Source organism: Achromobacter sp. ACM04 (assembly GCF_014851465.1).
Taxonomy (GTDB): domain Bacteria; phylum Pseudomonadota; class Gammaproteobacteria; order Burkholderiales; family Burkholderiaceae_B; genus Achromobacter; species Achromobacter aegrifaciens.
In genome coordinates this window covers 171,536-192,996 of sequence record NZ_JACUZS010000002.1, presented here as the reverse complement: position 1 = coordinate 192,996, position 21,461 = coordinate 171,536, and the positions used below count along the sequence as shown (strand labels likewise).

The 21,461-nt window shown below is 66.3% G+C and carries 18 protein-coding genes and 1 tRNA gene; 12 read left to right on the top strand and 7 right to left on the bottom strand.

Annotation, left to right across the window (positions count from 1 at the left end):
• The first annotated feature begins 6 nt into the window (after positions 1-6).
• The gene (locus tag IB259_RS11610) at positions 7-450 is read left to right on the top strand and encodes a MaoC family dehydratase (protein ID WP_054451423.1); all 444 of its coding nucleotides are present in this window, start codon (positions 7-9) and stop codon (positions 448-450) included.
• 10 nt (positions 451-460) lie between these two features.
• On the opposite strand, the gene IB259_RS11605 is transcribed toward IB259_RS11610, so the two are convergent.
• Together IB259_RS11605 and IB259_RS11600 are read right to left on the bottom strand one after the other, a co-directional pair.
• A complete protein-coding gene (locus IB259_RS11605; RefSeq protein ID WP_192329089.1) occupies positions 461-1,447 on the bottom strand; it encodes a TRAP transporter substrate-binding protein in 987 nt (328 codons plus the stop codon).
• A 173-nt stretch (positions 1,448-1,620) separates the two neighbouring features.
• Entirely contained in the window at positions 1,621-1,974 is a 354-nt protein-coding gene (locus IB259_RS11600) for a nuclear transport factor 2 family protein (protein ID WP_054451417.1), read from the bottom strand.
• Positions 1,975-2,168: 194 nt separating this feature from the next.
• On the opposite strand from IB259_RS11600, the gene IB259_RS11595 reads away from it, so the two are divergent.
• A complete protein-coding gene (locus tag IB259_RS11595) occupies positions 2,169-2,588 on the top strand; it encodes a DUF6088 family protein (RefSeq protein WP_054451416.1) in 420 nt (139 codons plus the stop codon).
• A complete protein-coding gene (locus tag IB259_RS11590) occupies positions 2,557-3,615 on the top strand; it encodes a nucleotidyl transferase AbiEii/AbiGii toxin family protein (protein WP_192329087.1) in 1,059 nt (352 codons plus the stop codon). Before IB259_RS11595 ends, IB259_RS11590 begins: the two co-directional genes overlap by 32 nt.
• 135 nt (positions 3,616-3,750) lie before the next feature.
• Here the strand turns inward: IB259_RS11590 and IB259_RS11585 are convergent, their stop codons facing one another.
• Both IB259_RS11585 and IB259_RS11580 read right to left on the bottom strand, forming a co-directional pair.
• Positions 3,751-4,944 (bottom strand): acyl-CoA dehydrogenase, encoded by a 1,194-nt coding sequence (locus IB259_RS11585; protein ID WP_054451413.1) that lies wholly within the window; start codon positions 4,942-4,944, stop codon positions 3,751-3,753.
• A 113-nt stretch (positions 4,945-5,057) separates the two neighbouring features.
• The gene (locus IB259_RS11580) at positions 5,058-6,740 is read right to left on the bottom strand and encodes a thiamine pyrophosphate-binding protein (protein ID WP_192329085.1); all 1,683 of its coding nucleotides are present in this window, start codon (positions 6,738-6,740) and stop codon (positions 5,058-5,060) included.
• Positions 6,741-6,925: 185 nt separating this feature from the next.
• Here IB259_RS11580 and IB259_RS11575 point away from each other — a divergent pair, with 185 nt between their 5' ends.
• The 4 genes from IB259_RS11575 to IB259_RS11560 all read left to right on the top strand — a co-directional run bounded on the left by IB259_RS11575 (position 6,926) and on the right by IB259_RS11560 (position 10,075).
• Entirely contained in the window at positions 6,926-7,831 is a 906-nt protein-coding gene (locus tag IB259_RS11575; RefSeq protein ID WP_192329083.1) for a LysR substrate-binding domain-containing protein, read from the top strand.
• A 16-nt stretch (positions 7,832-7,847) separates the two neighbouring features.
• Positions 7,848-8,831, top strand: a complete 984-nt coding sequence (xerD, locus tag IB259_RS11570; RefSeq protein WP_119450596.1) for a site-specific tyrosine recombinase XerD — start codon at positions 7,848-7,850, stop codon at positions 8,829-8,831.
• A 41-nt stretch (positions 8,832-8,872) separates the two neighbouring features.
• Positions 8,873-9,361, top strand: a complete 489-nt coding sequence (gene ybaK, locus IB259_RS11565) for a Cys-tRNA(Pro) deacylase (RefSeq protein ID WP_054451406.1) — start codon at positions 8,873-8,875, stop codon at positions 9,359-9,361.
• Positions 9,362-9,496: 135 nt separating this feature from the next.
• Positions 9,497-10,075, top strand: coding sequence for a DJ-1/PfpI family protein (locus tag IB259_RS11560; RefSeq protein ID WP_054451405.1), 579 nt, complete (start codon positions 9,497-9,499; stop codon positions 10,073-10,075).
• Between the two features lie 69 nt (positions 10,076-10,144).
• On the opposite strand, the gene adhP is transcribed toward IB259_RS11560, so the two are convergent.
• Positions 10,145-11,170 carry an alcohol dehydrogenase AdhP gene (adhP, locus tag IB259_RS11555; protein ID WP_054451403.1) on the bottom strand — a complete coding sequence of 342 codons (1,026 nt, stop codon included), beginning with the start codon at positions 11,168-11,170 and terminating at the stop codon, positions 10,145-10,147.
• Positions 11,171-11,394: 224 nt separating this feature from the next.
• Here adhP and IB259_RS11550 point away from each other — a divergent pair, with 224 nt between their 5' ends.
• Positions 11,395-11,781: a ribbon-helix-helix domain-containing protein gene (locus IB259_RS11550; protein ID WP_054451398.1), complete on the top strand. Its 387-nt coding sequence runs from the start codon at positions 11,395-11,397 to the stop codon at positions 11,779-11,781.
• Positions 11,782-11,871: 90 nt separating this feature from the next.
• On the opposite strand, the gene pbpG is transcribed toward IB259_RS11550, so the two are convergent.
• A complete protein-coding gene (gene pbpG / locus IB259_RS11545) occupies positions 11,872-13,071 on the bottom strand; it encodes a D-alanyl-D-alanine endopeptidase (protein ID WP_225588909.1) in 1,200 nt (399 codons plus the stop codon).
• A gap of 374 nt (positions 13,072-13,445) precedes the next feature.
• Positions 13,446-13,520 (bottom strand) — tRNA-Arg (locus IB259_RS11540).
• Between the two features lie 309 nt (positions 13,521-13,829).
• Between IB259_RS11540 and IB259_RS11535 the strand changes: the two genes are divergently transcribed.
• From IB259_RS11535 to IB259_RS11520, 4 genes are all read left to right on the top strand, one after another.
• Entirely contained in the window at positions 13,830-15,029 is a 1,200-nt protein-coding gene (locus IB259_RS11535) for an MFS transporter (RefSeq protein ID WP_119450599.1), read from the top strand.
• A 7-nt stretch (positions 15,030-15,036) separates the two neighbouring features.
• Positions 15,037-15,201 carry a hypothetical protein gene (locus IB259_RS11530; protein ID WP_166738338.1) on the top strand — a complete coding sequence of 55 codons (165 nt, stop codon included), beginning with the start codon at positions 15,037-15,039 and terminating at the stop codon, positions 15,199-15,201.
• An 88-nt stretch (positions 15,202-15,289) separates the two neighbouring features.
• Complete coding sequence (locus IB259_RS11525) at positions 15,290-17,953, top strand: PD-(D/E)XK nuclease family protein (protein ID WP_192329081.1); 2,664 nt, start codon at positions 15,290-15,292, stop codon at positions 17,951-17,953.
• A 3-nt stretch (positions 17,954-17,956) separates the two neighbouring features.
• The gene (locus tag IB259_RS11520; protein ID WP_192329079.1) at positions 17,957-21,406 is read left to right on the top strand and encodes an exodeoxyribonuclease V subunit beta; all 3,450 of its coding nucleotides are present in this window, start codon (positions 17,957-17,959) and stop codon (positions 21,404-21,406) included.
• The last annotated feature ends 55 nt before the right edge of the window (positions 21,407-21,461 follow it).

The window sequence follows — 21,461 nt, the reverse complement described above, 5'->3', positions numbered from 1 at the left end:
CACAAAATGAAGTTCGCCGAGTTCAAGGACGGCATGGTCATTAAGGGCGGTCCGGTCACCCTGACGGAAGCCGAGATCCTGGAGTTCGCACGCAAGTTCGATCCCCAGTGGTTCCACACCGATCCCAAGCGTGCCTCGGAAGGGCGCTGGGGCGGCCTGATTGCCAGCGGCTGGCATACCTGCGCGCTGGCGATGCGCATGGCCGTGGACGCGGCGCTGCACGATTCCGAATCCTTCGGCTCGCCCGGCCTGGGCGAGGTGCGCTGGCGCACGCCGGTGCGTCCGGGCGACACCCTGCGCCTCGAAGCGCGCGTGCAGGGCGTGCGCACCTCGTCGTCGCGTCCCGACCTGGGCATCATTACCTGGGCCTGGACGGTCCTGAACCAGCACGACGAAGGCGTGCTGGAGCTGGACGCGACCAGCCTGTTCGATCTGTCCGGCGAAAACTGAGGCTGGCCGTCTAGCGCTTGCCTGTCTGCTTCAGGATGGCGGCGGCTTCAGGACCGGCCGCTGCCTTCCAGTTCTTGACCGAGTCCGCCGCGGCATCCTTCAGCGCGCGCTGCACGGGCAGCGGCACCGACGTATTGATCGCCACGCCGTTCTTGCGCATGTTGGCGTAGTTCTGCTGCAGGCGGCCGTCGATGCGCTTCCATTGTTCGGTTTCGGTCTGCGCCGCCGCCTGGTCGATGGCGCGGCGCGTGCGCGCATCCAGCGCCTGATACGCCTGCAGGTTCATCGTCGCCACCGAGATCGGCATCGCGTAGTTGATTTCCGCGAAGTTGGGCAGGTGCTCCCAGAGCTTGCGGCCCGCGCCGCCGTCGCCTGACGACAGTACCGCGTTCACCTCGCCCGAGGCGATCAGCGGCATCGCATCCGCGAAGGAAATGTTCTGCGCGCGGGCGCCGGCTTTCTGCATGACGTCCTGCGACGTGGCGTCGTAGGTGCGGATGCTCAGCTTCTTCAAGGCGGCGACGCTGTCCAGCTTCTGCTTGGACCAGATGCCGGACGCCGGCCACGGCGTGGTGTACAGCAGCTTCTGCCCATGCGCCGCCAGCAGCTTCTCGTAGGCGGGGCGGGCGGCCTTGTTCAGGTTGCGGGCCTTGGACAACGAGTCCGCCAGGAACGGCAGGGACGACACGCCGAACAAGGGATACTTGGCCGCCAGTGCGCCGGCGAAGGCATCGCCCGCATCCACCTTGCGCGCTTGCACCGCATCGATCATGTCGGCCGACTTGATCCCCTTGGACGCGTCATAGCTGGCGTCGATGACCACGTTGCCCGCGGTCTTGGCGCGGACCAGTTCGGCAAACGTGGATACGCCTTGTCCGGGCATGGAGGTGGCCGGATACTCGGTGGCCATCGTGAGGGTGGTGACGGCGTAGGCGCCATGGGCCATGAACGCCATGGCAATGCCTATCATCAGGCGGAGGGTGGGACAGCCTTGCATGCGCGGCTCCTGGGCTCGGGGGGAAACCTGGTCGGGACACGCGGCAGGGCGCGGGAGCGCCCGGCCCTGTGCCTGGCCGATGCTGCAAAGCGTACGGCGAGTGCAAGGGCTCGCCTATACGGGCTTTCGGCAATGCGCGGGTTGTTGCGGGGACGAGAGCGGCCTGGCGGCAATTACTGGATGGGCAGGCCGTGCATCTTCAAGAAGGACAGCTTGTCCCAGTAACCCCGCTGGAACACGATCCTGCCGCCGCGCACCGTAAAGAATCCGCAGCCGCGCAGCCCGAGGGGATCGCGCCATTCCAGGGCAGCAACCTCGCCGGCTTCATGGATCGTCTCCACGATGCAGGTCATGTCGGCCTGGGCGAACTCCCGTTCAAACATCGCGCGTATGGCCTCGCGTCCGACGATGGGCTCCTGGGTGACCTGATGGTTCACCGCCGCTTCATCGTAAAGCTCCGCCAGACCGGCAGCATCGGCGGCATTGAACCGTAGGACCCATTCTTCGACCAGTTGCCGCGGAGTCATGTGTGCTTCCTTTTTTTGGGGGGACTTACGTTGTAAACGAAATTTGGGTGGCGCGGCCACAGCCGTCTCGGCCTAGCAAAAACTGCGCATTAATGCATGGATATTGCTACGTAATATGCTGTAATTACTAGAAGAATTGCCAGTTATAAAGTACAGTGACCTTATGGAATTCAATGCTCCGTCGGAGGTAAAGTATGAAGCTGGAAGACCGCATGAGTCGCTCGATCAAGCAGCGCGCAGGGGTTGTCGTTTTGCGCTCGGACTTTGCTGATATGGCGAGCGACTCACAGGTCGGGCGAGTTTTGGCCCGCTTCGTCGATGACGGGATGCTTGTACGCATCAGCAAAGGGGCTTTTGCCAAGACCCGCGTCAACCAGTTCACGGGCAAGCCGACCGCTGCAGGAACGCTGGAAATGATTGCTGCGGAGCTTTTTCGCAAGCTCAAGATCTCTGTGAAACCTAGCGCGTTCGTAGCCGAATACAACTGCGGCAAATCGACCCAGATTCCCATGGGGGCGACTGTCAGTACGGGACGCCGGCGCATCACTCGAAAAGTGACTGTAGGGAGCAGCACGCTGACGTATGAAAAGGATCTCAGACGAACAGAAGTCTGATATTGAAGACGCCGCCACGGCAGGCCTGCTGGGCGCCTTGCCGCCTGCCGTCGTTGAGAAAGACCTGCACATCACTGATGTGCTACGAATTCTGGCCCAGATCGAGGTCACGCACATTGCGCATCAGAAAGGCCGCAAGAAGGGGGATCCCAGGCCGGCGTCCATCCCCGTGGCTACGCGCTTGGTCTTCGCCGGCGGGACCTGCCTTTCGAAAGCGCATGGTCTGGTTGAGCGGATGTCCGAGGACATAGACATCAAGGTTGTGCTGGACAATGTGCCGGAAGGCTATGTGCTGCAAGACGGTCACACAGACCGGGCTCGGCTAGGCAATCTGCATCGGCAGGTGGAGCGGCTTCTCACGGATATCGGCTTCCAACTTGTGACCCGTGACGATGAGGATAACCCCGTTGCGCGGGACAGCCGTCGTTACTACTGTCTTTCGATTTCATATGCGGCGCATTTTCAGGACGTATCTGGTGCGCTGCGTCCCGAGCTCAAGCTTGAGCTGATACATCGTTCTACCGCGTTGGCGGCTGAAATGCGCGACATGGGCTACATGTTCGACGGCCTTGTTCCGCGCGTAGCGCCCCTGCGTTTTTCGATGGCATGCATCACGGTCGCGGAGACGCTCGCGGAGAAGGTGTTGTCACTGCTGCGGCGCTGCGCTTGGAATTGGGATGGGCATCAGCGCGGGGAGTACGACGCCGCCTTGGTGCGCCATGTCTATGACGTCTGGCGTATTGCAGAAATCCGGCCCGATGCCTTGGCGGCAGCCCGTCAGATCTTTGCGGAACTGGTCCGAAAAGAGGTAGAGGAATTCCGCGGCCAGCATCCTGGGTTTGATCAAGACGCATACTCGGTGCTGAGGCGCACATTGGCGTCTGCTGCCGTTCATGAAGGATTGAAGACGAACTTCGAGCAACGTCTGAAGCCACTGCTCTACGCTGCGCGGAAGCCGGAATTCGAGACCTGCTATGCGGTCTTTGCGCGTGCTGCAGAACAGTTGCTGAATCCCCCGTCTGACTAACGACTTTTCAACGGCACCGGTATCTGGAAGGCGGGCGCGGCGCTCGCTGTCCAGGGGCAGCAGGCGCCGCCCTGTGTTGAGTCGCGCGAAAAAAAACCGCCCCGTAGGGCGGTTTCGTCGGAACCGAACAAGCGATCAATAGAACGCCTGGATGCCGGTCTGCGCGCGGCCCAGGATCAGGGCGTGCACGTCGTGGGTGCCTTCGTAGGTGTTGACTACTTCCAGGTTCACCAGGTGGCGGGCCACGCCGAACTCGTCGGAGATGCCGTTGCCGCCGAGCATGTCGCGCGCCAGGCGGGCGATGTCCAGTGCCTTGCCGCAGGAGTTGCGCTTCATGATGGAGGTGATTTCGACGGCGGCGGTGCCTTCGTCCTTCATGCGGCCCAGGCGCAGGCAGCCTTGCAGGGCCAGCGTGATTTCGGTCTGCATGTCGGCCAGCTTCTTCTGGATCAGTTGGTTGGCGGCCAGGGGGCGGCCGAATTGCTTGCGGTCCAGCGTGTACTGGCGGGCGGTGTGCCAGCAGGCTTCAGCGGCGCCGACGGCGCCCCAGGCGATGCCGTAGCGGGCGGAGTTCAGGCAGGTGAACGGACCCTTCAGGCCGGACACGCCGGGCATCATCTGGTCGGCGGACACTTCCACTTCGTCCATGACGATTTCGCCGGTGATCGAGGCGCGCAGGCCGACCTTGCCGTGGATGGCCGGGGCCGACAGGCCCTTCATGCCCTTTTCCAGGATGAAGCCGCGGATCTTGCCGTCGAAGTCGCCGCCGACGCACTTGGCCCACACCACGAAGACATCGGCGATGGGGGAGTTGGTGATCCACATCTTGTTGCCGGAAATCTTGTAGCCGTCGGACGTCTTGACGGCGCGGGTTTCCATGCCGCCGGGATCGGAGCCGTGGTTGGGTTCGGTCAGGCCGAAGCAGCCGATCCATTCGCCGCGAGCCAGCTTGGGCAGGTACTTCTGCTTTTGCGCTTCGCTGCCGAATTCGTTGATGGGCACCATCACCAGGGACGACTGCACGCTCATCATGGAGCGGTAGCCGGAGTCGATGCGTTCGACTTCGCGGGCGATCAGGCCGTAGCTGACGTAGTTCAGGCCGGCGCCGCCGTATTCGACGGGGATGGTGGCGCCCAGCAGGCCCAGTTCGCCCATTTCGGAGAAGATGGCCGGGTCGGTCTGTTCGTTGCGGAACGCGTTCAGAACGCGCGGGGCGAGCTTGTCCTGCGCATAGGCGTAGGCTGCGTCACGCACCATGCGTTCTTCTTCGGTCAGTTGCTGGTCCAGCAACAGGGGGTCTTGCCAGTGAAAGGAAGGATTCGAGGACATGCTGGGTCTCCGCTATGGATTTCGGAATGCTAGAAAGTTTAAACCTAAAATAATTCAGGCGGCAAGCGGCGAATGGAACGGCGGGCGCGCGGCGGCGCCGTTCCGTCCCGCCTTCAGTGCTGCGCCTTGAGCGCTGCGTCGCGGATTTTTTCCAGGGTCGTGCCCGGGGTGATGGTTTCCGGATCGATGAAGCAGTGCAGGATGGCCGGCTTGCCGCTGGCCAGGGCGCGTTCGAAGGCCGGGCCGAACTGCTCGGTGGTTTCGACGCGTTCGCCGTGGCCGCCAAAGGCGCGCGCGTAGTCGGCGAAATCCGGATTCTTCAGCTCGGTCGCGGAAATGCGGCCGGGGTAGTGCTTTTCCTGGTGCATGCGGATCGTGCCGTACATGCCGTTGTCCACCAGCACCACGACGATGGGCAGGTCGTACTGCACCGCGGTCGCGAATTCCTGGCCGTGCATCAGGAAGCAGCCGTCGCCGGCGAAGCAGACCACGGTCTTGTCCGGCGACACGCGCTTGGCGCCCACGGCCGCGGGCAGGCCGTAGCCCATGGAGCCCGACGTCGGCGCCAGCTGCGTGCCGTAGCGGGTGAAACGATGGAAGCGGTGCAGCCAGGTGGCGTAGTTGCCGGCGCCGTTGGTCATGATGGCGTCTGCCGGCAACGTCTTTTCCAGGTAGGCCATGACCTGGCCCATCTGCAGCGCGCCAGGCGTCGTGATGGCGCTGGGGTCGCTCCATTTCAGGTACGACTCGCGCATGGCCTGCGTGCCGGCGGCCCAGGCGGGCTGAGCCGGCGCCTTCAGGCCGGCCAGCGCCTGCGCGAAGGCGGCGGGCGAGGTATTGATGGCCAGGGTGGGGCGGTAGACGCGGCCCAGCTCGGCGGTATCGGGATGCACGTGCACCAGCTTCTGCTTGGGTACCGGTATGTCCAGCAGCGTGTAGGCCTGGCTGGGGTTTTCCGACATGCGGCCGCCCACCAGCAGGATCAGGTCCGCGTCGGCGACGCGCTTGAGCAGCGCGGGATTGATGCCCAGGCCCACGTCGCCGATGAAGCTGGGGTGGTCGGCCGGGAACAGCATCTGGCGGCGGAAAGACACGGCCGTGGGCAGCGCATGGCGCTGCGCAAAATCGGCGAACTGCTGCACCGCGCGGGCGTCCCAGCGCGTGCCGCCCAGGATGGCGACCGGATTCTTGGCTTCGGCCAGCAGCTTTTCCAGGTCGGCCAGTTGGCCGACCGTGGGGGCGGAATCAATGATTTCGTAACGCGGCGCGTCGGCGACCTTGGCGGCTTCGACCAGCATGTCCTCGGGCAGCGCGATCACGACCGGGCCGGGACGGCCCGAGGTGGCAATGTGGAAGGCGCGCGACACCAGTTCGGGAATGCGTTCGACCTGGTCGATCTCGGTGACCCACTTGGCTTGCGTGCCGAACACGGCGCGGTAATCCATTTCCTGGAAGGCTTCACGTTCGCGCATGCCGCGCTCGATCTGGCCGACGAACAGGATCAGGGGGGTGGAGTCCTGCTTGGCGATGTGCACGCCGGCCAGCGCGTTGGACGCGCCCGGGCCACGGGTCACCATGCAGATGCCGGGTTCGCCGGTCAGCTTGCCGTGGGCGTCGGCCATCATGGCCGCGCCGCCTTCCTGGCGGCACACCGTGACCTTGATGTCCGCATCGTGCAGGCCGTCCAGCACTGCCAGATAGCTTTCGCCGGGGACGCAGAAAACATGTTTGACGCCCTGCGCAACCAGCTGGTCGACCAGGATGTGACCGCCAAGGCGGGATTCTTGCTGGGACATGGGGGTGGTAGTCATGATGAGCCGAGGTTAGGACATCCGAGCATAATGTTCCTTGATCGCACAATGCAATTGATAAAATTGCACAATCTATTGACCCACCGGCACGACCTGCCATGCTGCGCCGCGGCAAGATCCGCGCGGCCGAGCGGCGGGGACGCCCGCCGGCACCTGGCGGTTCCCTCGATATGAGAAACGGCATTCCCAACCTGAGCGCCCTGCAGGCGTTTGAAGCGTCAGCCCGTCTGGGCAGCTTTTCCCGCGCGGCCGAGGAACTGTCCCTGACGCACAGCGCCGTCTATCGCCAGGTGGCCAGCCTGGAGGCGCGCCTGGGCGTGCAGCTGTTCACCCGGGTACGCCGGCGCATCGTGCTGACCGACCATGGGGCCGAGTACGCCGGCCGCATCCGCCACCATCTGGATCAGATCGAAAAAGACACCTTCGGCCTGGTCAGCCGCACCGGCATGGGCCGCAGCATCCATATCGCCGTGGTGCCCACCCTGGCGACGACCTGGCTGATCCCGCGCCTGGCGGATTTCCAGCGCGAGCATGGCGACATCACGGTCAGCCTGTCCGTGCGCACGTTGCCATTCCAGTTCAAGGACCAGCCCTTCGACGGAGCGCTGTATCACGGGGACGGATTGTGGCCAGGCACCCAGGGCGTGCTGCTGTTCCCCGAGCGCGAACTCGTGCCCGTGTGCGCGCCGGAGCTGGCGGCGCGCACGCCGGAGCCGGGCGTCAGCGCCTTGTCCGGCATGACCCATTTGCACCTGGCGTCACGGCCCGACGCCTGGCGCCAGTGGTACGCGGCCAATAGCCATCTTTATGGTCCGCACGCCGCCGGCGGCCCGCGCTACGAACTCTTCACCATGGTGATGGCGGCGGTGCAGGCCGGCCTGGGCGTCGGGCTGATGCCGCGCTTCCTGGCCCAGCCCGCGCTGGACCAGGGCACGCTGGCGATGCCCGTGCCGCAATCGCTGTCGGTCAGCCAGGGCTACTACTTCGGCTATCCGCAGCGCAGCGAACGCTCCGAGGCGCTCAAGCTCTTCGAGAGCTGGCTGAAGTCCGCCGCCGCGGGCGTGGGCGGACGCTGAGCCGTAGAATCCTGGCATGCCCGCGACCCGCCCCCCGCTTGAATCCCAGGCCGATATCGACGCCTTCATCGACGCCGTCTGGCTGGAAGACGGCCTGTCGGCCAACACCCTGGCTGCCTACCGGCGCGACCTGACGGGCTTTGCCCGTTGGCTGGAAGACCCCGAAGCCTATGCGCGCGAAATGGCCGACCGCCATGGCGATGCGGCACAGGCCCACGCGCTGCCTGCTGGACCCGCCAAGCCCTTGCGCGATGCCGGCAAGGCTGACATCGAAGCCTGGTTCGCCTTCCGCCACGAGGAAACCCGCGCCACCACCGCCAACCGCAGGCTGGCCGCGCTGCGCCGCTTCTACGCCTGGGCCTTGCGCGAGCACCGCGCCGAACGCGATCCCTGCCTGACGCTGATCGCGGCCAAGCAGCCGCCGCGCATGCCCAAGACGCTGTCCGAGCAGCAGGTGGATGCCTTGCTGCGCGCGCCCGACCTGGAGCAGGCCCGTGGCCTGCGCGACCGCGCGATGCTGGAAACGCTGTATGCCACGGGCTTGCGCGTGTCCGAGCTGGTGGGCATGCGCACGCTGGACGTGAGCCTGAACGAAGGCGTGGTGCGGGTGGTGCTGGGCAAGGGCGGCAAGGACCGACTGGTGCCGTTGGGCGCCGAGGCTGCGCATTGGATCGACCGCTACCTGAAGTCCGCGCGGCCAGAGCTGGCGGCCGGGCGCGTGAGCGATGCGCTCTTCATCACCGGCCGGGCCGAAGCGATGTCGCGCCAGGCGTTCTGGCAACTGGTGAAGAAGTACGCCTTGCTGGCGGACGTGCGCGCGCCGCTGTCGCCCCACGTGCTGCGGCACGCCTTCGCCACGCACCTGCTGAACCACGGCGCCGACCTGCGCGTGGTGCAGATGCTGCTGGGGCATGCCGACATTTCCACTACGCAGATCTACACGCACGTCGCGCGCGAACGCCTGAAGGCGCTGCACGCGACCCACCATCCCCGCGGCTAGCCGGCGCGCGCCGCTTCGAAATTCTTCTTTCACGCATAACCATGAGCAAAGCCCGCCACGTTTCCGAAACGCCCGCCACCCAGTTCCTCAAGCAGAACAAGGTGACGTACACGGAACATACCTATGACTACATCGACCATGGCGGCGCGGGCGAAGCCGCGCGCCAGTTGGGCCTGGATCCGCATGCGGTGGTGAAGACCCTGGTGATGGAGGACGAATCCGCCAAACCCCTCATCGTGGTCATGCACGGCGACCGCGAAGTTTCCACCAAGAACCTGGCGCGCCAGGCCGGGCTCAAGCGCGTCGAGCCCTGCAAACCCGAGGTCGCGCAGCGCCATTCGGGCTATCAGGTGGGTGGCACCTCGCCCTTCGGCACGCGCAAGAAGATGCCGGTGTGGGTCGAGGCCGAAGTGCTGGACTACCCGGTGGTCTACATCAACGGCGGGCGGCGCGGGTATCTGATCGGCATAGACCCCAAGGTACTGGTCACGCTGCTGGGCGCCAAGGGCGTAACCGTCGCGCTGGAATAGGGCGGGCTGGCGTGGGCGTGGTATTCCCATACCACCACCCAAGCCGATGGCGGCGTCACAATAGGGGCGTAGATCAAGAACCGGAGCCCGGCCACGGGCGCTGAACCGGCTTTCCGCCATCCCTAGGAGACAAACATGAGCAAGCGACTGTTGATGCTGGTCGGCGACTACGCCGAGGACTACGAGACCATGGTGCCGTACCAGACCCTGCTGACGGTGGGGCACACGGTGCATGCGGTATGCCCGGACAAGAAGGCGGGCGACACCATCGCGACTGCGATCCATGACTTCGAAGGCGCACAGACCTACACCGAAAAGCGCGGCCACAATTTCGCGCTGAACTATGACTTCGATCGCGTCGAGCCGTCGTCCTACGACGGCCTGGTGATTCCGGGCGGCCGCGCGCCGGAGTATCTGCGCCTGAACGAAAAGGTGCTGGACATCGTGCGCGCCTTCGACAAGGCGGGCAAGCCCATCGCGGCGGTCTGCCACGGCGCGCAACTGCTGGCCGCGGCCGGCATCCTGAAGGGCCGCACCTGCTCCGCCTATCCGGCGTGCGCACCGGAAGTGCGCCTGGCAGGCGGCACCTATGCCGAGATCGGCATCGACCAGGCCTACACCGACGGCAATCTGGTGACGGCGCCGGCCTGGCCCGCGCATCCGGCCTGGATGTCGCAATTCCTGGCGGTGTTGGGCACGAAGATCACGCCCTGATCTTCAACGCCACAAAGCGCCAGGGCCGCACACATGCGGCCCTGGCGCTTTTCCTTTACGGCTTGGAAATCAGGCGAAATCGAGCACGATGCGGCCTTCGATCTGGCCGCGCCGCATGCGGTCGAACACGTCGTTGATGTTCTCCAGGCTTTCGGTGGCGACAGTGGCGTGCACCTTCCCCTCTTCGGCGAACTGCAGCGATTCCTGCAGGTCCAGGCGCGAACCCACGATGGAGCCGCGCACGGTGACGCCGTTGAGCACCATGTCGAAGATCGACAGCGGGAAGTCGCCCGGCGGCAGGCCGTTGAGCGCCACGGTCCCGCCGCGGCGCACCATGCCCAGCGCCTGCTCGAAGGCCTTGGGCGATACCGCCGTGATCAGCGCGCCGTGCGCGCCGCCGATCTCGCGCTTGAGGTAGGCGGCCGGGTCGGTAGTCTTGGCGTTGACCGTGACCTCGGCGCCCAGGCGGCGGGCGAAGTCCAGCTTGGCGTCGTCGATGTCCACCGCGGCCACGTTCAGGCCCATGGCCTTGGCGTACTGCACCGCCATGTGGCCCAATCCGCCAATGCCCGAGATCACCACCCAGTTGCCCGGACGGGTGTCCGTCATCTTCAGGCCCTTGTAGACGGTCACGCCGGCGCACAGCACGGGCGCGACCTCGACGAAACCGACGTTCTTGGGCAGCAGGCCCACGTAGTTGGCGTCAGCCAGCGCGTATTCGGCGAAGCCGCCGTTCACGGAGTAACCGGCGTTCTTCTGTGTTTCGCACAGCGTTTCCCAGCCGCCCAGGCAATGCTCGCAATGCCCGCAGGCGGAATACAGCCAGGGTATGCCGACGCGGTCGCCTTCCTTCACATGGGTCACGCCCGCGCCCACCGCGACCACATGGCCGACGCCCTCGTGACCGGGAATGAAGGGCGGGTTGGGCTTGACGGGCCAGTCGCCTTCGACCGCGTGCAGGTCGGTGTGGCAGACCCCGCAGGCTTCAATCTTTACCAGCAATTCGCCCGGACCCGGGCGCGGCACCGCGACTTCTTCGATTGCCAGGGGCTTGCCGAATGCTCGTGCAACCGCTGCTTTCATGGTTTTATCCATCACTGCCTCCGAAGTCTGATCAAGATTCCTTATGCTCGAACGTGGACGCTTTCCCGACCATGATTTATATCAACCGAGCGGGCTGCCCGCCGATGCCGGAAACGTGTGGTTGCAGAAAGAGGCCGGCCGCCGCACCCTTGCCCGGGCCGCGGCAAACGGCGTACAGTCAGCCGTAGGCCTCCCGGCCCAGGCCTCGCGCCCAGTCCCGAGTTCCAGGAGCTCCCATGTGTGAAATCTTCATCCGCGCCAGCGAACAGTCCTACGCGCCCGAAACCCGTTCGCTGCGGCTGCATGGCGTGGCTACCAGCCTGAGGCTGGAACAGTTGTTCTGGCAGGTATTGGAAGAAATCGCCGGCCGGGACGGCATGCGCGTGACGCAGCTGATCGAACGTTTGTACGACGAACTGATCGAGTATCGCGGCGAGGCCGCCAATTTCACGTCGTTCCTGCGCGTATGCTGCCTGCGCTACCAACTGTTGCAGGCGGAGGGCCGCATTCCGTTGGATGCGGCCGTGCCGATCCGTTCGCTCAACCCGCAGGCCGTGCTGGAAGGCTTGCCGCCCACGCTGTACGACGCCCAGCCTCTGCGCCCGAAACGCAAGGCCGCTTAATCCGCCAACACTGGCGCCGCCGCCACGGCAAAAAGCGAAGGGCCCGAATTTTCGGGCCCTTTGTTCATGTGGCGGTAGCGCAGCAGGCGGTCAGCCGCCAGACTGGATCGACGCCATCGCCACTTCATTCTGCACGATGCGGCGGATGCGCACCGCATCGCCGATGCGGGAGAGTTTGCCTTGTGAATCCAGCAGCACGATGGCCAGATCGCGGCCGTTGATGCGGGCCAGCATGACCAGGCATTCGCCGGCTTCGTTGATGTAGCCGGTCTTGGACACCTTGATGTCCCAGTCGGGCTTGCGCACCAGCAGGTTGGTGTTGCGGAAGGTCTGCGTGCGGTTGTTGACCTCGACGTCGTACTCGGTATCGGTGGAGTAGCGGTGGATCAGCGGGCGCTGGGAGGCCGCGCGCAGCAGTCGGGCCAGATCGTGCGGCGACGAGACGTTGTCGCTGGACAGGCCGGTGGGTTCGATGAAGCGGGTGCTGGTCATGCCCAGCGCCTGCGCCTTGGCGTTCATGGCGGCCACGAAAGCCGGCAGGCCGCCCGGATAGTGGCGGCCCAGCGCGTTGGCGGCGCGGTTCTCGGACGACATCAGAGCCAGGTGCAGCATGTCGCCGCGCGACAGCTTGGTGCCCACGCGCAGACGGGAGGTGGTGTGCTTGAGGCCGTCGACGTCTTCGTCGGTGATCTCCAGCATTTCGTCCATGGGCAGGTTGGCGTCGACCACGACGACGGCCGTCATCAGCTTCGAGATCGAAGCGATGGGGCGCACTACGTTTTCGTTCTTGGCGAAGATGACCGTGGACGTTTCCAGATCCTGCACGTAGGCGGTGCTGGAACGCAGGGCGGCGGCTTCGGCGCGCACCGAGGAGGCGGGCGGCGGCATGGCGGCCGAACCGACTGCGGCGGCAGCGGCGGCCCGTTGCGCGCGCGACGGCTTGTTTGGCTTGCCGTTCTTGCCGGCGGCCGCGCCCTTCTTGGGCGGCGTGCCCTTGGCTGCGACCTGCTTGCCGCCTTTGGGGGCGGCGGCTTTCTTGCCGGAGGAGGATTTGGGGGGAGCTTTCTTGGCGGAGGAGGCGGCTTGTTTGCCGGAGGCGCTCTTGCCGGAGCTGGCTTTGGGGGCCGGAGCCTTCTTTGCTTGTTGCGCCTTGCAGGCCGACGACTTGGCGTTGGTCTTGCAAGGGTCCGTATTCTTCGCGGCTTGGGCGGCGGGGGGCAGGAGCGCGCACACCGCCAGCGCCACAGGCGCTATCGCGTTCGCAATCGCACGTTTCCAGGGAAATGCCATGGTTTGAGCTGGCTTGTCAGTCTGTCAGTAAATGTTTCTTAAGCCGGCGTTTCGTCGGGCCAGAAAAAGTCCAGATGAATTAGAGGCTTACGCGTCGAATTTAAACAGCAATTTCAAGTTGCGCGCAAGGCGATTCGCTATCATCGTCCAAAAAAATAATAGTGACGTATTGACGCAGCTTCAATTCGTCACAAGACAAGTGCGAGAAGCTAACGGCAGGCCGCGCGTGAGCGTAGCCCGGATTAACCCTCATCCGGCTGAACGCGCGAGGTTTTTGTCCATGCCGGAGCAGGCAAACCGCGCTCACAAAAGCGCAGGGCTTCGGGCGCGTAGGGGGATGCAGGGAAGGGGGGCGTCGGAACCGACGCCAGAGATGGCCTCGCCGGGTGGAATCGAACCACCAATTGACCCTTAGGAGGGGCCGGTTATATCCATTTAACTACGGCGAGACTATTGCTGATCAGGCGGCAGCGTCGGTCGAGTGATCGCGCTTGCTTGCTAAGGCCTTGATATCGCTACGATTCTGTCGGCCCTGAGTTTATCACTGGGGGCACGGGTTTCGGCGCAGGACGCAAGTCTATCAGCAGGCGGCGCAAGCCCCAAATCCGTTGCCCTGCAACCCGGCTCGCTGGACCCGACGCCCAACGTGGCTATTGCCGGAGCGCGGAGGCTATTTGTATATGATGACCGGGTCCCGCGCTGCGCGCCGGACCGTCCCGTGGAGGGGGCGACGAACAAAACAACGAAAAACGGGTTTCATGTCTAACCAAACCGATACGAATTTCATCCGTACCCTGATCGTGGGTACGCTGGTGGTGCTGCTCGCGATGGGGGTGCGCGCCACCTTCGGGCTCTTCATGCAGCCGATGGGGCTGGCGCAAGGCTGGGGACGCGAAGTGTTCTCCATGGCCTTCGCTTTGCAGAACCTGGTGTGGGGCGTGGCCTGTATCTTCATGGGCATCATGGCCGACCGCTACGGTTCGGGCCGCACCATCGCGCTGGGCGCGCTGCTGTACATGCTGGGCATGATAGGCACGCGCTTCGCCACGGATGAAGCCACGCTCTATCTGACGGCCGGCGTGCTGGTCGGATTGGGCCAGGCCGGCACGACCTTTCCGGTGATCCTGCCCGTGGTGGCCCGCGCGGTTCCGCCCGCCTACCGCAGCACGGCGATGGGCATCGCCAGCGCTGGCGGCTCGCTCGGTCAGTTTGCCGTGGTGCCCACGGGACAGGTGCTGATCAGCGGCCTGGACTGGACGGGCGCATTGTGGGTGCTGTCGCTGTTCGTCGCTTGCGGCGCCCCCCTGGCGTATTTCCTGCGCGGACGTCCGCAGGCCCACACCGGGCCGCAGCAATCGCTGGCCTCGGCGGTCAAGCAGGCGGTACGCCACCCCTCGTTCCATTTCCTGTTCTGGAGCTACTTCGTCTGCGGCTTCCACACCGCCTTCATCACGCTGCACTTGCCCGCCTATGTCACGGACGGCGGCCTGAGCGCGGGGCAGGGCGCGACCGCCATTGCGCTGATCGGCCTGTTCAACGTGCTGGGCTCGTTCTATGCCGGCAAGCTGGGCGGCAAGTACAGCAAGAAACGGCTCCTCGCCGTGGTGTACGGCATGCGCGCCTTCGGCATTCTGCTGTTGCTCTGGATGCCGTTGTCGCCATGGGTGCTGTACGCCTTCGCCGCGTGGATGGGTTTGTTCTGGCTGGGGACCGTGCCGCTCACGCAAGGCCTGATCGGCCAGATCTACGGCCTGCGCTATGCGGCCACGCTGTCGGGCATCGTCTTCCTGGGGCACCAGCTGGGCAGTTTCATCGGCGTGTGGCTGGGCGGATATGCCTATGCCAAGACCGGCAATTACGACGCCGTCTGGTGGCTGGGCGTGGCCCTGGCCGTCATCGCGGCGCTGTTGTGCCTGCCGGTGCGCGAACAGCCGGTTGCCCAGCCGGCCGCGGCCTGAGACGTTCATGAACCCTGCCAATCGTTCCGCGCCCGCCGCCCGCCGCCATCGCGGCTGGCGCGCGATTGGCGCGCTGGCCCTGGTTGCCGTCCTGGGCCTGGCTTTCTGGGGCTACACCACGCCGGAAATGCAGATCCACTGGGAAAACCTGGCCGCGCTCTGCGGCTTCTAGGCGCTTTTTCCGCTCGGCCTCGCGGTATCCTACGGCGGTATTTCTCCCCTCATCGCGCGCCGCCTGCGGGCGGGCGCTACGGATGCCCATGCAGGACTCATCGCCCTCCTATCCCGATCTATCGCTGCCGGACATCGGCGGCATGCCTGCCGCCGACACGCTGGTGCTGACGGTGAACAACCGCCTGTCGCGCCGGCTTACGCTGGAGCTGGCGGGCCTGCTGCGCCAGGAGCGCCAGGTCAGCGAGTTGCCGCGCATATTGCCGCTGTCCGCCTGGCTGGCCGATGCCGCCAATGAACTCGCGTTCGAGACGGATGGCGATGTGCCTGCCTATCGGCTGGACAGTTTCGCCACGCAACTGGTGTGGACCGAGGCGATCCGCGCTGAAGAAGCCGAGCGCGTGCTGTTGGATGCGAGCCAGGCCGCGCGCTTGTCGATGGATGCAGACCTGCTGATGGACGAATGGCAACTGCACGTGCCTTCGGGCGCGGATACCGACGAATACCGCGGCTTCGCGAAATGGCGGGTTCGCTACCGCCAGGCGCTGGCCGGCATCGATGCCGAGGATGCCAACCAGGGCTATGCGCGCGTACTGCGGGCGCTGGAGGACGGACGCCTGCCCGTGCCGCGCCAACTTGTGCTGGCCGGATTCACGGACATGTCGCCGCGCTTTCGCCGGCTGCTGCAGGCGTTTGAAGAGCAGGGCGCGGCCGTTGCGCAGTGGCGCGACGCGCAGCGCATTGAAACGCCGGCGCGCAGGTTCGAGGCCGCCGATCAAGGCGCGGAATGGCGCGCTGCCGCGGCCTGGGCGGCCGAGCGCTTGAAAATGCATCCCCATGGCCGCTACGCCATCGTCTCGCCCCAACTGGAGGCGGAATCGCCGTTCGCGCGGCGGGTGCTGAGCCAGGCCCTGGCCGGGCGTGGCGGCGAAGCCGCGTACGCCTTCAACGTGGCGGTGGGGCGGCCGTTGAACGAATGGCCGATGGCGCGCGCCGCGCTCGCTTGGTTGCGCGCCCTGGCCGAATGCGCGCCGGGCAAGGGCTGTGGCGTGGAGGTGCTGGGCGCGGCCCTGTTGGGCGGGCATTGCGCGGGCGACGTGCGCGACCGCGCGCGGCTGGCCTCGATCGACGCGCGCTGGCGGCGCCAGGCGCAACTGCATGTCGGCCCGCAGGATTGGCGCAAGCTGCTGGAGGACTTGCCAGTGTTGGCGCAGGCCTGGAATCAGGCCATGGAAATCTGGACGCAGGGCGGCCGCCAGGCCACTTGCGACGTGTGGATGTTGCGCATGAAGGCCGCGCTGATGGCGCTGGGCTTTCCCGGCGAAGGCGTGCTGGACAGCGTCGGCTATCAGGTGATGGGCGCCTTGGGCGATGCGCTGGGCAGTTTTTCGGCGCTGGCGCCGGCCGCCGGGCGCCTGGGCGGCGTGGCCGCCGTGAACCTGCTGGAAAGCGTGGCGCGTTCCGCCTCGTTCCAGCCGCAACGCGATCCGCAGGCGCGCCTGGACGTGCTGGGTTTGCTGGAAGCCGAGGGCGGCTATTGGGACGGCGTCTGGGTGTTGGGCCTGACCGATGACGTGTTGCCGGCCTCGCCCAAGCCCAATCCGCTGTTGCCGCTGGCAGTGTTGCGCCAGGCCAAGGCGCCGCGCGCCACGCCCGAGCGCGAACGCGAATGGGCCGAAGGCATGTACGCGGCATTGTGTCGCTGCGCGCCCGAGATCATCGTCAGCCACGCGCACATGGACGGCGAACGCGAGCTGCGTCCGTCGCCGCTGATCGCGGCGGCAGCGCTGACGGACTGGACGCCCGCGGCGGCGCAAGCGTTGCCGGTCTTGCCGCAGGAATCGCTGGACGACGCGCAAGGACCCGCTCTGGCGGCCGGCAATCGTGGCGGCGGCGGCCTGGACGTGCTGGACACGCAGGCGCGCAATCCGCTGTGGGCCTTCGTGCGGCATCGCCTGGGCGGCCGCGAAATGGCGCCCTATGCGGATGCGGCCACGGTCAACGTGCGCGGCCAGTTTTTGCACAAGGCGCTGGAACTGGTGTGGGGCATGATGCCCGACCAGGACGCGCTACACGAAGTCATGGCCACGGGCCGCCTGCCTGCCTTGCTGGAGCAGGCGGTGGCGCAAGCCGCGGACGAGGAACTGAAAGACTACGCGCCCGCCTTGCGCACGCTGGAATGCCAGCGCGCCCAGGCCGTGCTGGCGTCCTGGCTGGATATGGAAGCGCAGCGCCTGCCCTTCGCGGTGGCGCAGGTGGAAAAGAACCATCAATGGCAGCGCGGCGCGCTCAACCTGAAGCTGCGGCTGGACCGCATCGATACCCTCGGCGATGGCCGCAATGTCATCGTCGATTACAAGACCGGCGTGGCGGCGGCCAAGCCCGAACCCGACTGGTCGCGCAGTCGCCCCGTGAACGTGCAGTTGCCGTTCTATGCCTCGGTGCTGGCGGACGCCGCGGGCGGCGAAGTGGCGGGCCTGGTGCTGGCGCAGATCCATGCGCGGCAGGTCGCCGCACAAGGCCTGGCCGACGAGGACCTGGGCGTGCCCGGCGTTACGCTGGCCAGCGACAGCAAGTACTTCGACGGGCTGTCCTGGCCGGAGATCCGGCAGCGCTGGCGCAGTGCCATCGAAGCGCTGGCCGACGAGTACGCCGCGGGCTACGCGGCCAACGTCGCGTATCGCCGCGACGACCTGAAATACTGCGATGCATTGCCGTTCCTGCGTTTGCATCTAGACGACGAGGACGCATGAGCCATGGCTGAACAAGAACGCTTGCCGCATGACCATATGGCGCGCGCCGACGCGCTGGATCCGACCCGTTCGTTTCTGGTGCAGGCGCCCGCCGGCTCGGGCAAGACCGAGCTGCTGACGGATCGCATCCTGGCGCTGCTGGCCACTGTGAACCGTCCGGAAGAAATCGTCGCCATCACCTTCACGCGCAAGGCCGCGTCGGAGATGCACGCGCGCGTGCTGAGCAAGCTGCGCCGCGGACTGGATGCGCCGCCCGAAGCCATGCACGAGCGCCGCAGCTGGGAACTCGCGCGCGCCGCATTGGCGCGCAACGACGAGCAGGGCTGGCATCTGCTGGACCATCCCGCGCGCCTGGCCATCCGCACCATCGACTCCTTCTGCGCGGGCCTGGTGCGCAGCATGCCTTGGTTGTCGGAGCTGGGCGGCATGCCCGAGATCACGGATGATGCGCGCACCCACTACGAGGCGGCGGCGCGCGCCACCCTGGACCTTGCCGACGACTACGAGGCCGTGCGCATCCTCCTCAAGCATCTGGACGTGGACGTGCAGGCCGCCAAGGAGGCCATCGCCGACATGCTGGGTCAACGTGACCAGTGGCTGCCACTGCTGCGCCACGGCTCCGACCGCGAGGGCATGGAAGCCATGCTGGCCGAGGCCATCGGCGAAGACCTGGACGCGCTCAGCGAGGCCATGCCCTATGGCTGGGCCGAAGCGCTATGCGGCCCGGCGCGGCTGGCTGCCGCCAATCTGCAGGATGGAGAGACCGAAAACAAGCTGCTGGCCTTGCTGGACTGGACAGAAGAGCCTCCGCCTGACGCCGAAGCGCTGGAGCTCTGGCAAGCCGTGGCGCATCTGCTGCTGACGGGCACCGGCACCTTGCGCAAGACCGTCAACAAGAACCTGGGCTTTCCTGCCAAGTGCGCGCACAAGGACCCGTTCGTGGCGTGGCTGGAAGCCGCCGACCCGGACGCAGTCTGGGTGCGCCGCCTGCATGCGGTGCGCGACGTGCCCGCGCCACATTTCACCGATGCGCAATGGGAAGTGCTGGGCGCGCAGCTGATGACGCTGGCGCTGGCGGTGGCGCAGTTGCGGCTGCGCTTCGCCGACACGGGCGAGGTGGATTTCATCGAAATCTCGCAGCGCGCCGCGGCCGCGCTGGGCAGCGCCGACGATCCGGGCGAACTGCTGCTGAAGCTGGACGCCTCGATCCGCCATCTGCTCATCGACGAATTCCAGGACACCAGCCAGACCCAGCTGGACCTGCTGCGCACGCTGACCTCGGGCTGGCAGCAGGGCGACGGCCGCAGTCTGTTCCTGGTGGGCGACCCGATGCAGTCCATCTACCGTTTCCGCAAGGCGGAAGTGGGCCTGTTCCTGGAAGTCGCCGACATCGGCGTAGGCGAACTGCAGCCGGATTTCCTCAACCTTACCGACAACTTCCGCTCGCAGGCGGGCATCGTCGAATGGGTCAACCAGTCGTTTGCGCAGTTGCTGCCCCGGCGCAGCGATGCGGCGGCGGGAGCCATCGCCTACAGCCCGTCCACCGCTTTCCATGAAGCGCTGCCGGAACCCGCTGTGCGCTTTCACCCGGCCTGGTCGCGCGAGGGCGCGGCCCCCGCGGAAGCGCAGGCTGAAGACATTGCGGTGGACCTGGTACGCCAGGCGCTGATCGACCACAAGGGGGCCAAGCATCCCGTCGCCGTGCTGGTGCGGGCACGCAGCCATCTGGGCAACCTGACCCGCCGCCTGGCGCAGGAAGGCATACGCTGCCGCGCGGTGGACCTGGTGCCGCTGGCGCTGCGGCCGGTGGTGGCAGACCTGGTGCAACTGGTGCGGGCCTTGTCGCATGCAGGCGACCGTCTGGCCTGGCTGTCGGTGCTGCGCGCGCCGTACTGCGGCTTGACGCTGACATCCCTGCAGCGCTTATTCGGCGACGACCACATCACGCCGGTGCCGGTGCTGCTGGAGCGCGCCCTGCGCATCGCGCCGCAGACCGTACCTTCATCCGCCACCAGCGCGCCTCAGGGGTCATTGTTCGACGCGGCGCCCGCAGCGCCGGACACGCCATCGGCGCAAAGCGTGCTCGGCGCCGACGAGTTCGAGCGCTTGCGTCAGGTGGCGGGCATCCTGCTCGACAAGCGCAACGCCTCGGGCGCCATGCCTTTCGCGGCGTGGGTGGAGTCGCTGTGGCGCCGCCTGGGCGGTCCTGCGCTGTATGCCGGACTGTCTGTCGCCAACGACGCGGAAAGCCTGTTCCAGCTGGTCGAGCGCCTGGCGCCGCACGGCGCCATCGACGTCGCGGCCCTGGACGCCGGCATCGCGCGCTTGTTCGCCGCGCCGGACGCGGCGGACGAAGACACGGGCGCGGTCGAAATCATGACCATGCACAAGTCCAAGGGACTGCAGTTCGAAACCGTCATCCTGTACGGCCTGCACCGCGCGCCGCGCGGCGATCAGGCGCCGCTCGTGCGCTTTGAGCAGAGCGGCGGCCGCGTGCTGTTCGGTCCGGTAAAGCCGCGCGCCGAAACCGAGGCCGACCCCCTGTCGCGCTACCTGGGCGCGCGCGAGGCGCGCCGCGCATCCTACGAAATCGATCGCCTGCTGTATGTGGCAGCGACGCGGGCGCGCAAGCGCCTGCACCTCGTGGGCCACGTGTCGGTGGACGAAGCCAGCGGCCAGGTCAAGACGCCGTCCTCCGCCAGCCTGCTGGGCCGCTTGTGGCCCTGCCTGGCCATACCGACACCGCCGTCGCTGGATGGCGAAACAGTGGTGCAGGAAGCCGACGGCCCCGAGTGGCAGGGCGAACCCTTGCGGCGCGTGGACCGCGCGGGCCTGGCGCAATTGGCGCGCGTGGCGGACGTGGCGGTCAGCCCCGGCTTTGGCGCCGCAGCGCGCGGCGCCTGGGGCGATGGCGGCGAACATCCCGCCTGGCAACTGGAGGCCGGCTACGACGCCGCCATCGGCACCTTGTCGCATGCCTGGCTGGCGCGCATCGGCCAGGACGGCGTTCACGCCTGGTCCGCCGACGCGCTGGCCGAACGCCTGCCCGCCATGCGCCGTCAACTCACGCGCGCCGGCATCCCCGCCAGCCAGGCCGACGCCGCCTCCGAGGCCGTGCTCGAAACCCTGCAAGCCACCCTGGCCGACGAACGTGGCCTGTGGCTTTTGTCCCAATCCGGCGCCCGCCGCGAATGGCCCCTGATCGACGCCGCCGGCAAGGTGTCCGTCATCGACCTGGCCCTCAGCACCGAAGACGGCTGGCTCATCGTCGACTACAAAACCGGCCGCCCGCACCCCGGCGAAACCCCCACCGCCTTCGCTGCTCGCATGCGCCAACGCCACGGCGACCAACTCCTGCGCTACTGCGCCCAAGTCACCGCCCTCGACGGCCGCACCGCCCGCGCCGCCCTCTACTTCCCAAGAGCACGCGCCTGGATCGACCTGAAGGAATAGCGCAGAGACAAAAGGAGTAGAGAGGGTGTAGAGAGGCAAAGCGAAGCGAGCCGAA

Coding starts and splice junctions, on each gene's coding strand:
- IB259_RS11610 (WP_054451423.1), top strand. CDS start 7: ATGAAGTTCGCCGAGTTCAAGGACGGCATGGTCATTAAGGGCGGTCCG.
- IB259_RS11605 (WP_192329089.1), bottom strand. CDS start 1,447: ATGCAAGGCTGTCCCACCCTCCGCCTGATGATAGGCATTGCCATGGCG.
- IB259_RS11600 (WP_054451417.1), bottom strand. CDS start 1,974: ATGACTCCGCGGCAACTGGTCGAAGAATGGGTCCTACGGTTCAATGCC.
- IB259_RS11595 (WP_054451416.1), top strand. CDS start 2,169: ATGAAGCTGGAAGACCGCATGAGTCGCTCGATCAAGCAGCGCGCAGGG.
- IB259_RS11590 (WP_192329087.1), top strand. CDS start 2,557: ATGAAAAGGATCTCAGACGAACAGAAGTCTGATATTGAAGACGCCGCC.
- IB259_RS11585 (WP_054451413.1), bottom strand. CDS start 4,944: ATGTCCTCGAATCCTTCCTTTCACTGGCAAGACCCCCTGTTGCTGGAC.
- IB259_RS11580 (WP_192329085.1), bottom strand. CDS start 6,740: ATGTCCCAGCAAGAATCCCGCCTTGGCGGTCACATCCTGGTCGACCAG.
- IB259_RS11575 (WP_192329083.1), top strand. CDS start 6,926: ATGAGAAACGGCATTCCCAACCTGAGCGCCCTGCAGGCGTTTGAAGCG.
- xerD (WP_119450596.1), top strand. CDS start 7,848: ATGCCCGCGACCCGCCCCCCGCTTGAATCCCAGGCCGATATCGACGCC.
- ybaK (WP_054451406.1), top strand. CDS start 8,873: ATGAGCAAAGCCCGCCACGTTTCCGAAACGCCCGCCACCCAGTTCCTC.
- IB259_RS11560 (WP_054451405.1), top strand. CDS start 9,497: ATGAGCAAGCGACTGTTGATGCTGGTCGGCGACTACGCCGAGGACTAC.
- adhP (WP_054451403.1), bottom strand. CDS start 11,170: ATGGATAAAACCATGAAAGCAGCGGTTGCACGAGCATTCGGCAAGCCC.
- IB259_RS11550 (WP_054451398.1), top strand. CDS start 11,395: ATGTGTGAAATCTTCATCCGCGCCAGCGAACAGTCCTACGCGCCCGAA.
- pbpG (WP_225588909.1), bottom strand. CDS start 13,071: ATGGCATTTCCCTGGAAACGTGCGATTGCGAACGCGATAGCGCCTGTG.
- IB259_RS11535 (WP_119450599.1), top strand. CDS start 13,830: ATGTCTAACCAAACCGATACGAATTTCATCCGTACCCTGATCGTGGGT.
- IB259_RS11530 (WP_166738338.1), top strand. CDS start 15,037: ATGAACCCTGCCAATCGTTCCGCGCCCGCCGCCCGCCGCCATCGCGGC.
- IB259_RS11525 (WP_192329081.1), top strand. CDS start 15,290: ATGCAGGACTCATCGCCCTCCTATCCCGATCTATCGCTGCCGGACATC.
- IB259_RS11520 (WP_192329079.1), top strand. CDS start 17,957: ATGGCTGAACAAGAACGCTTGCCGCATGACCATATGGCGCGCGCCGAC.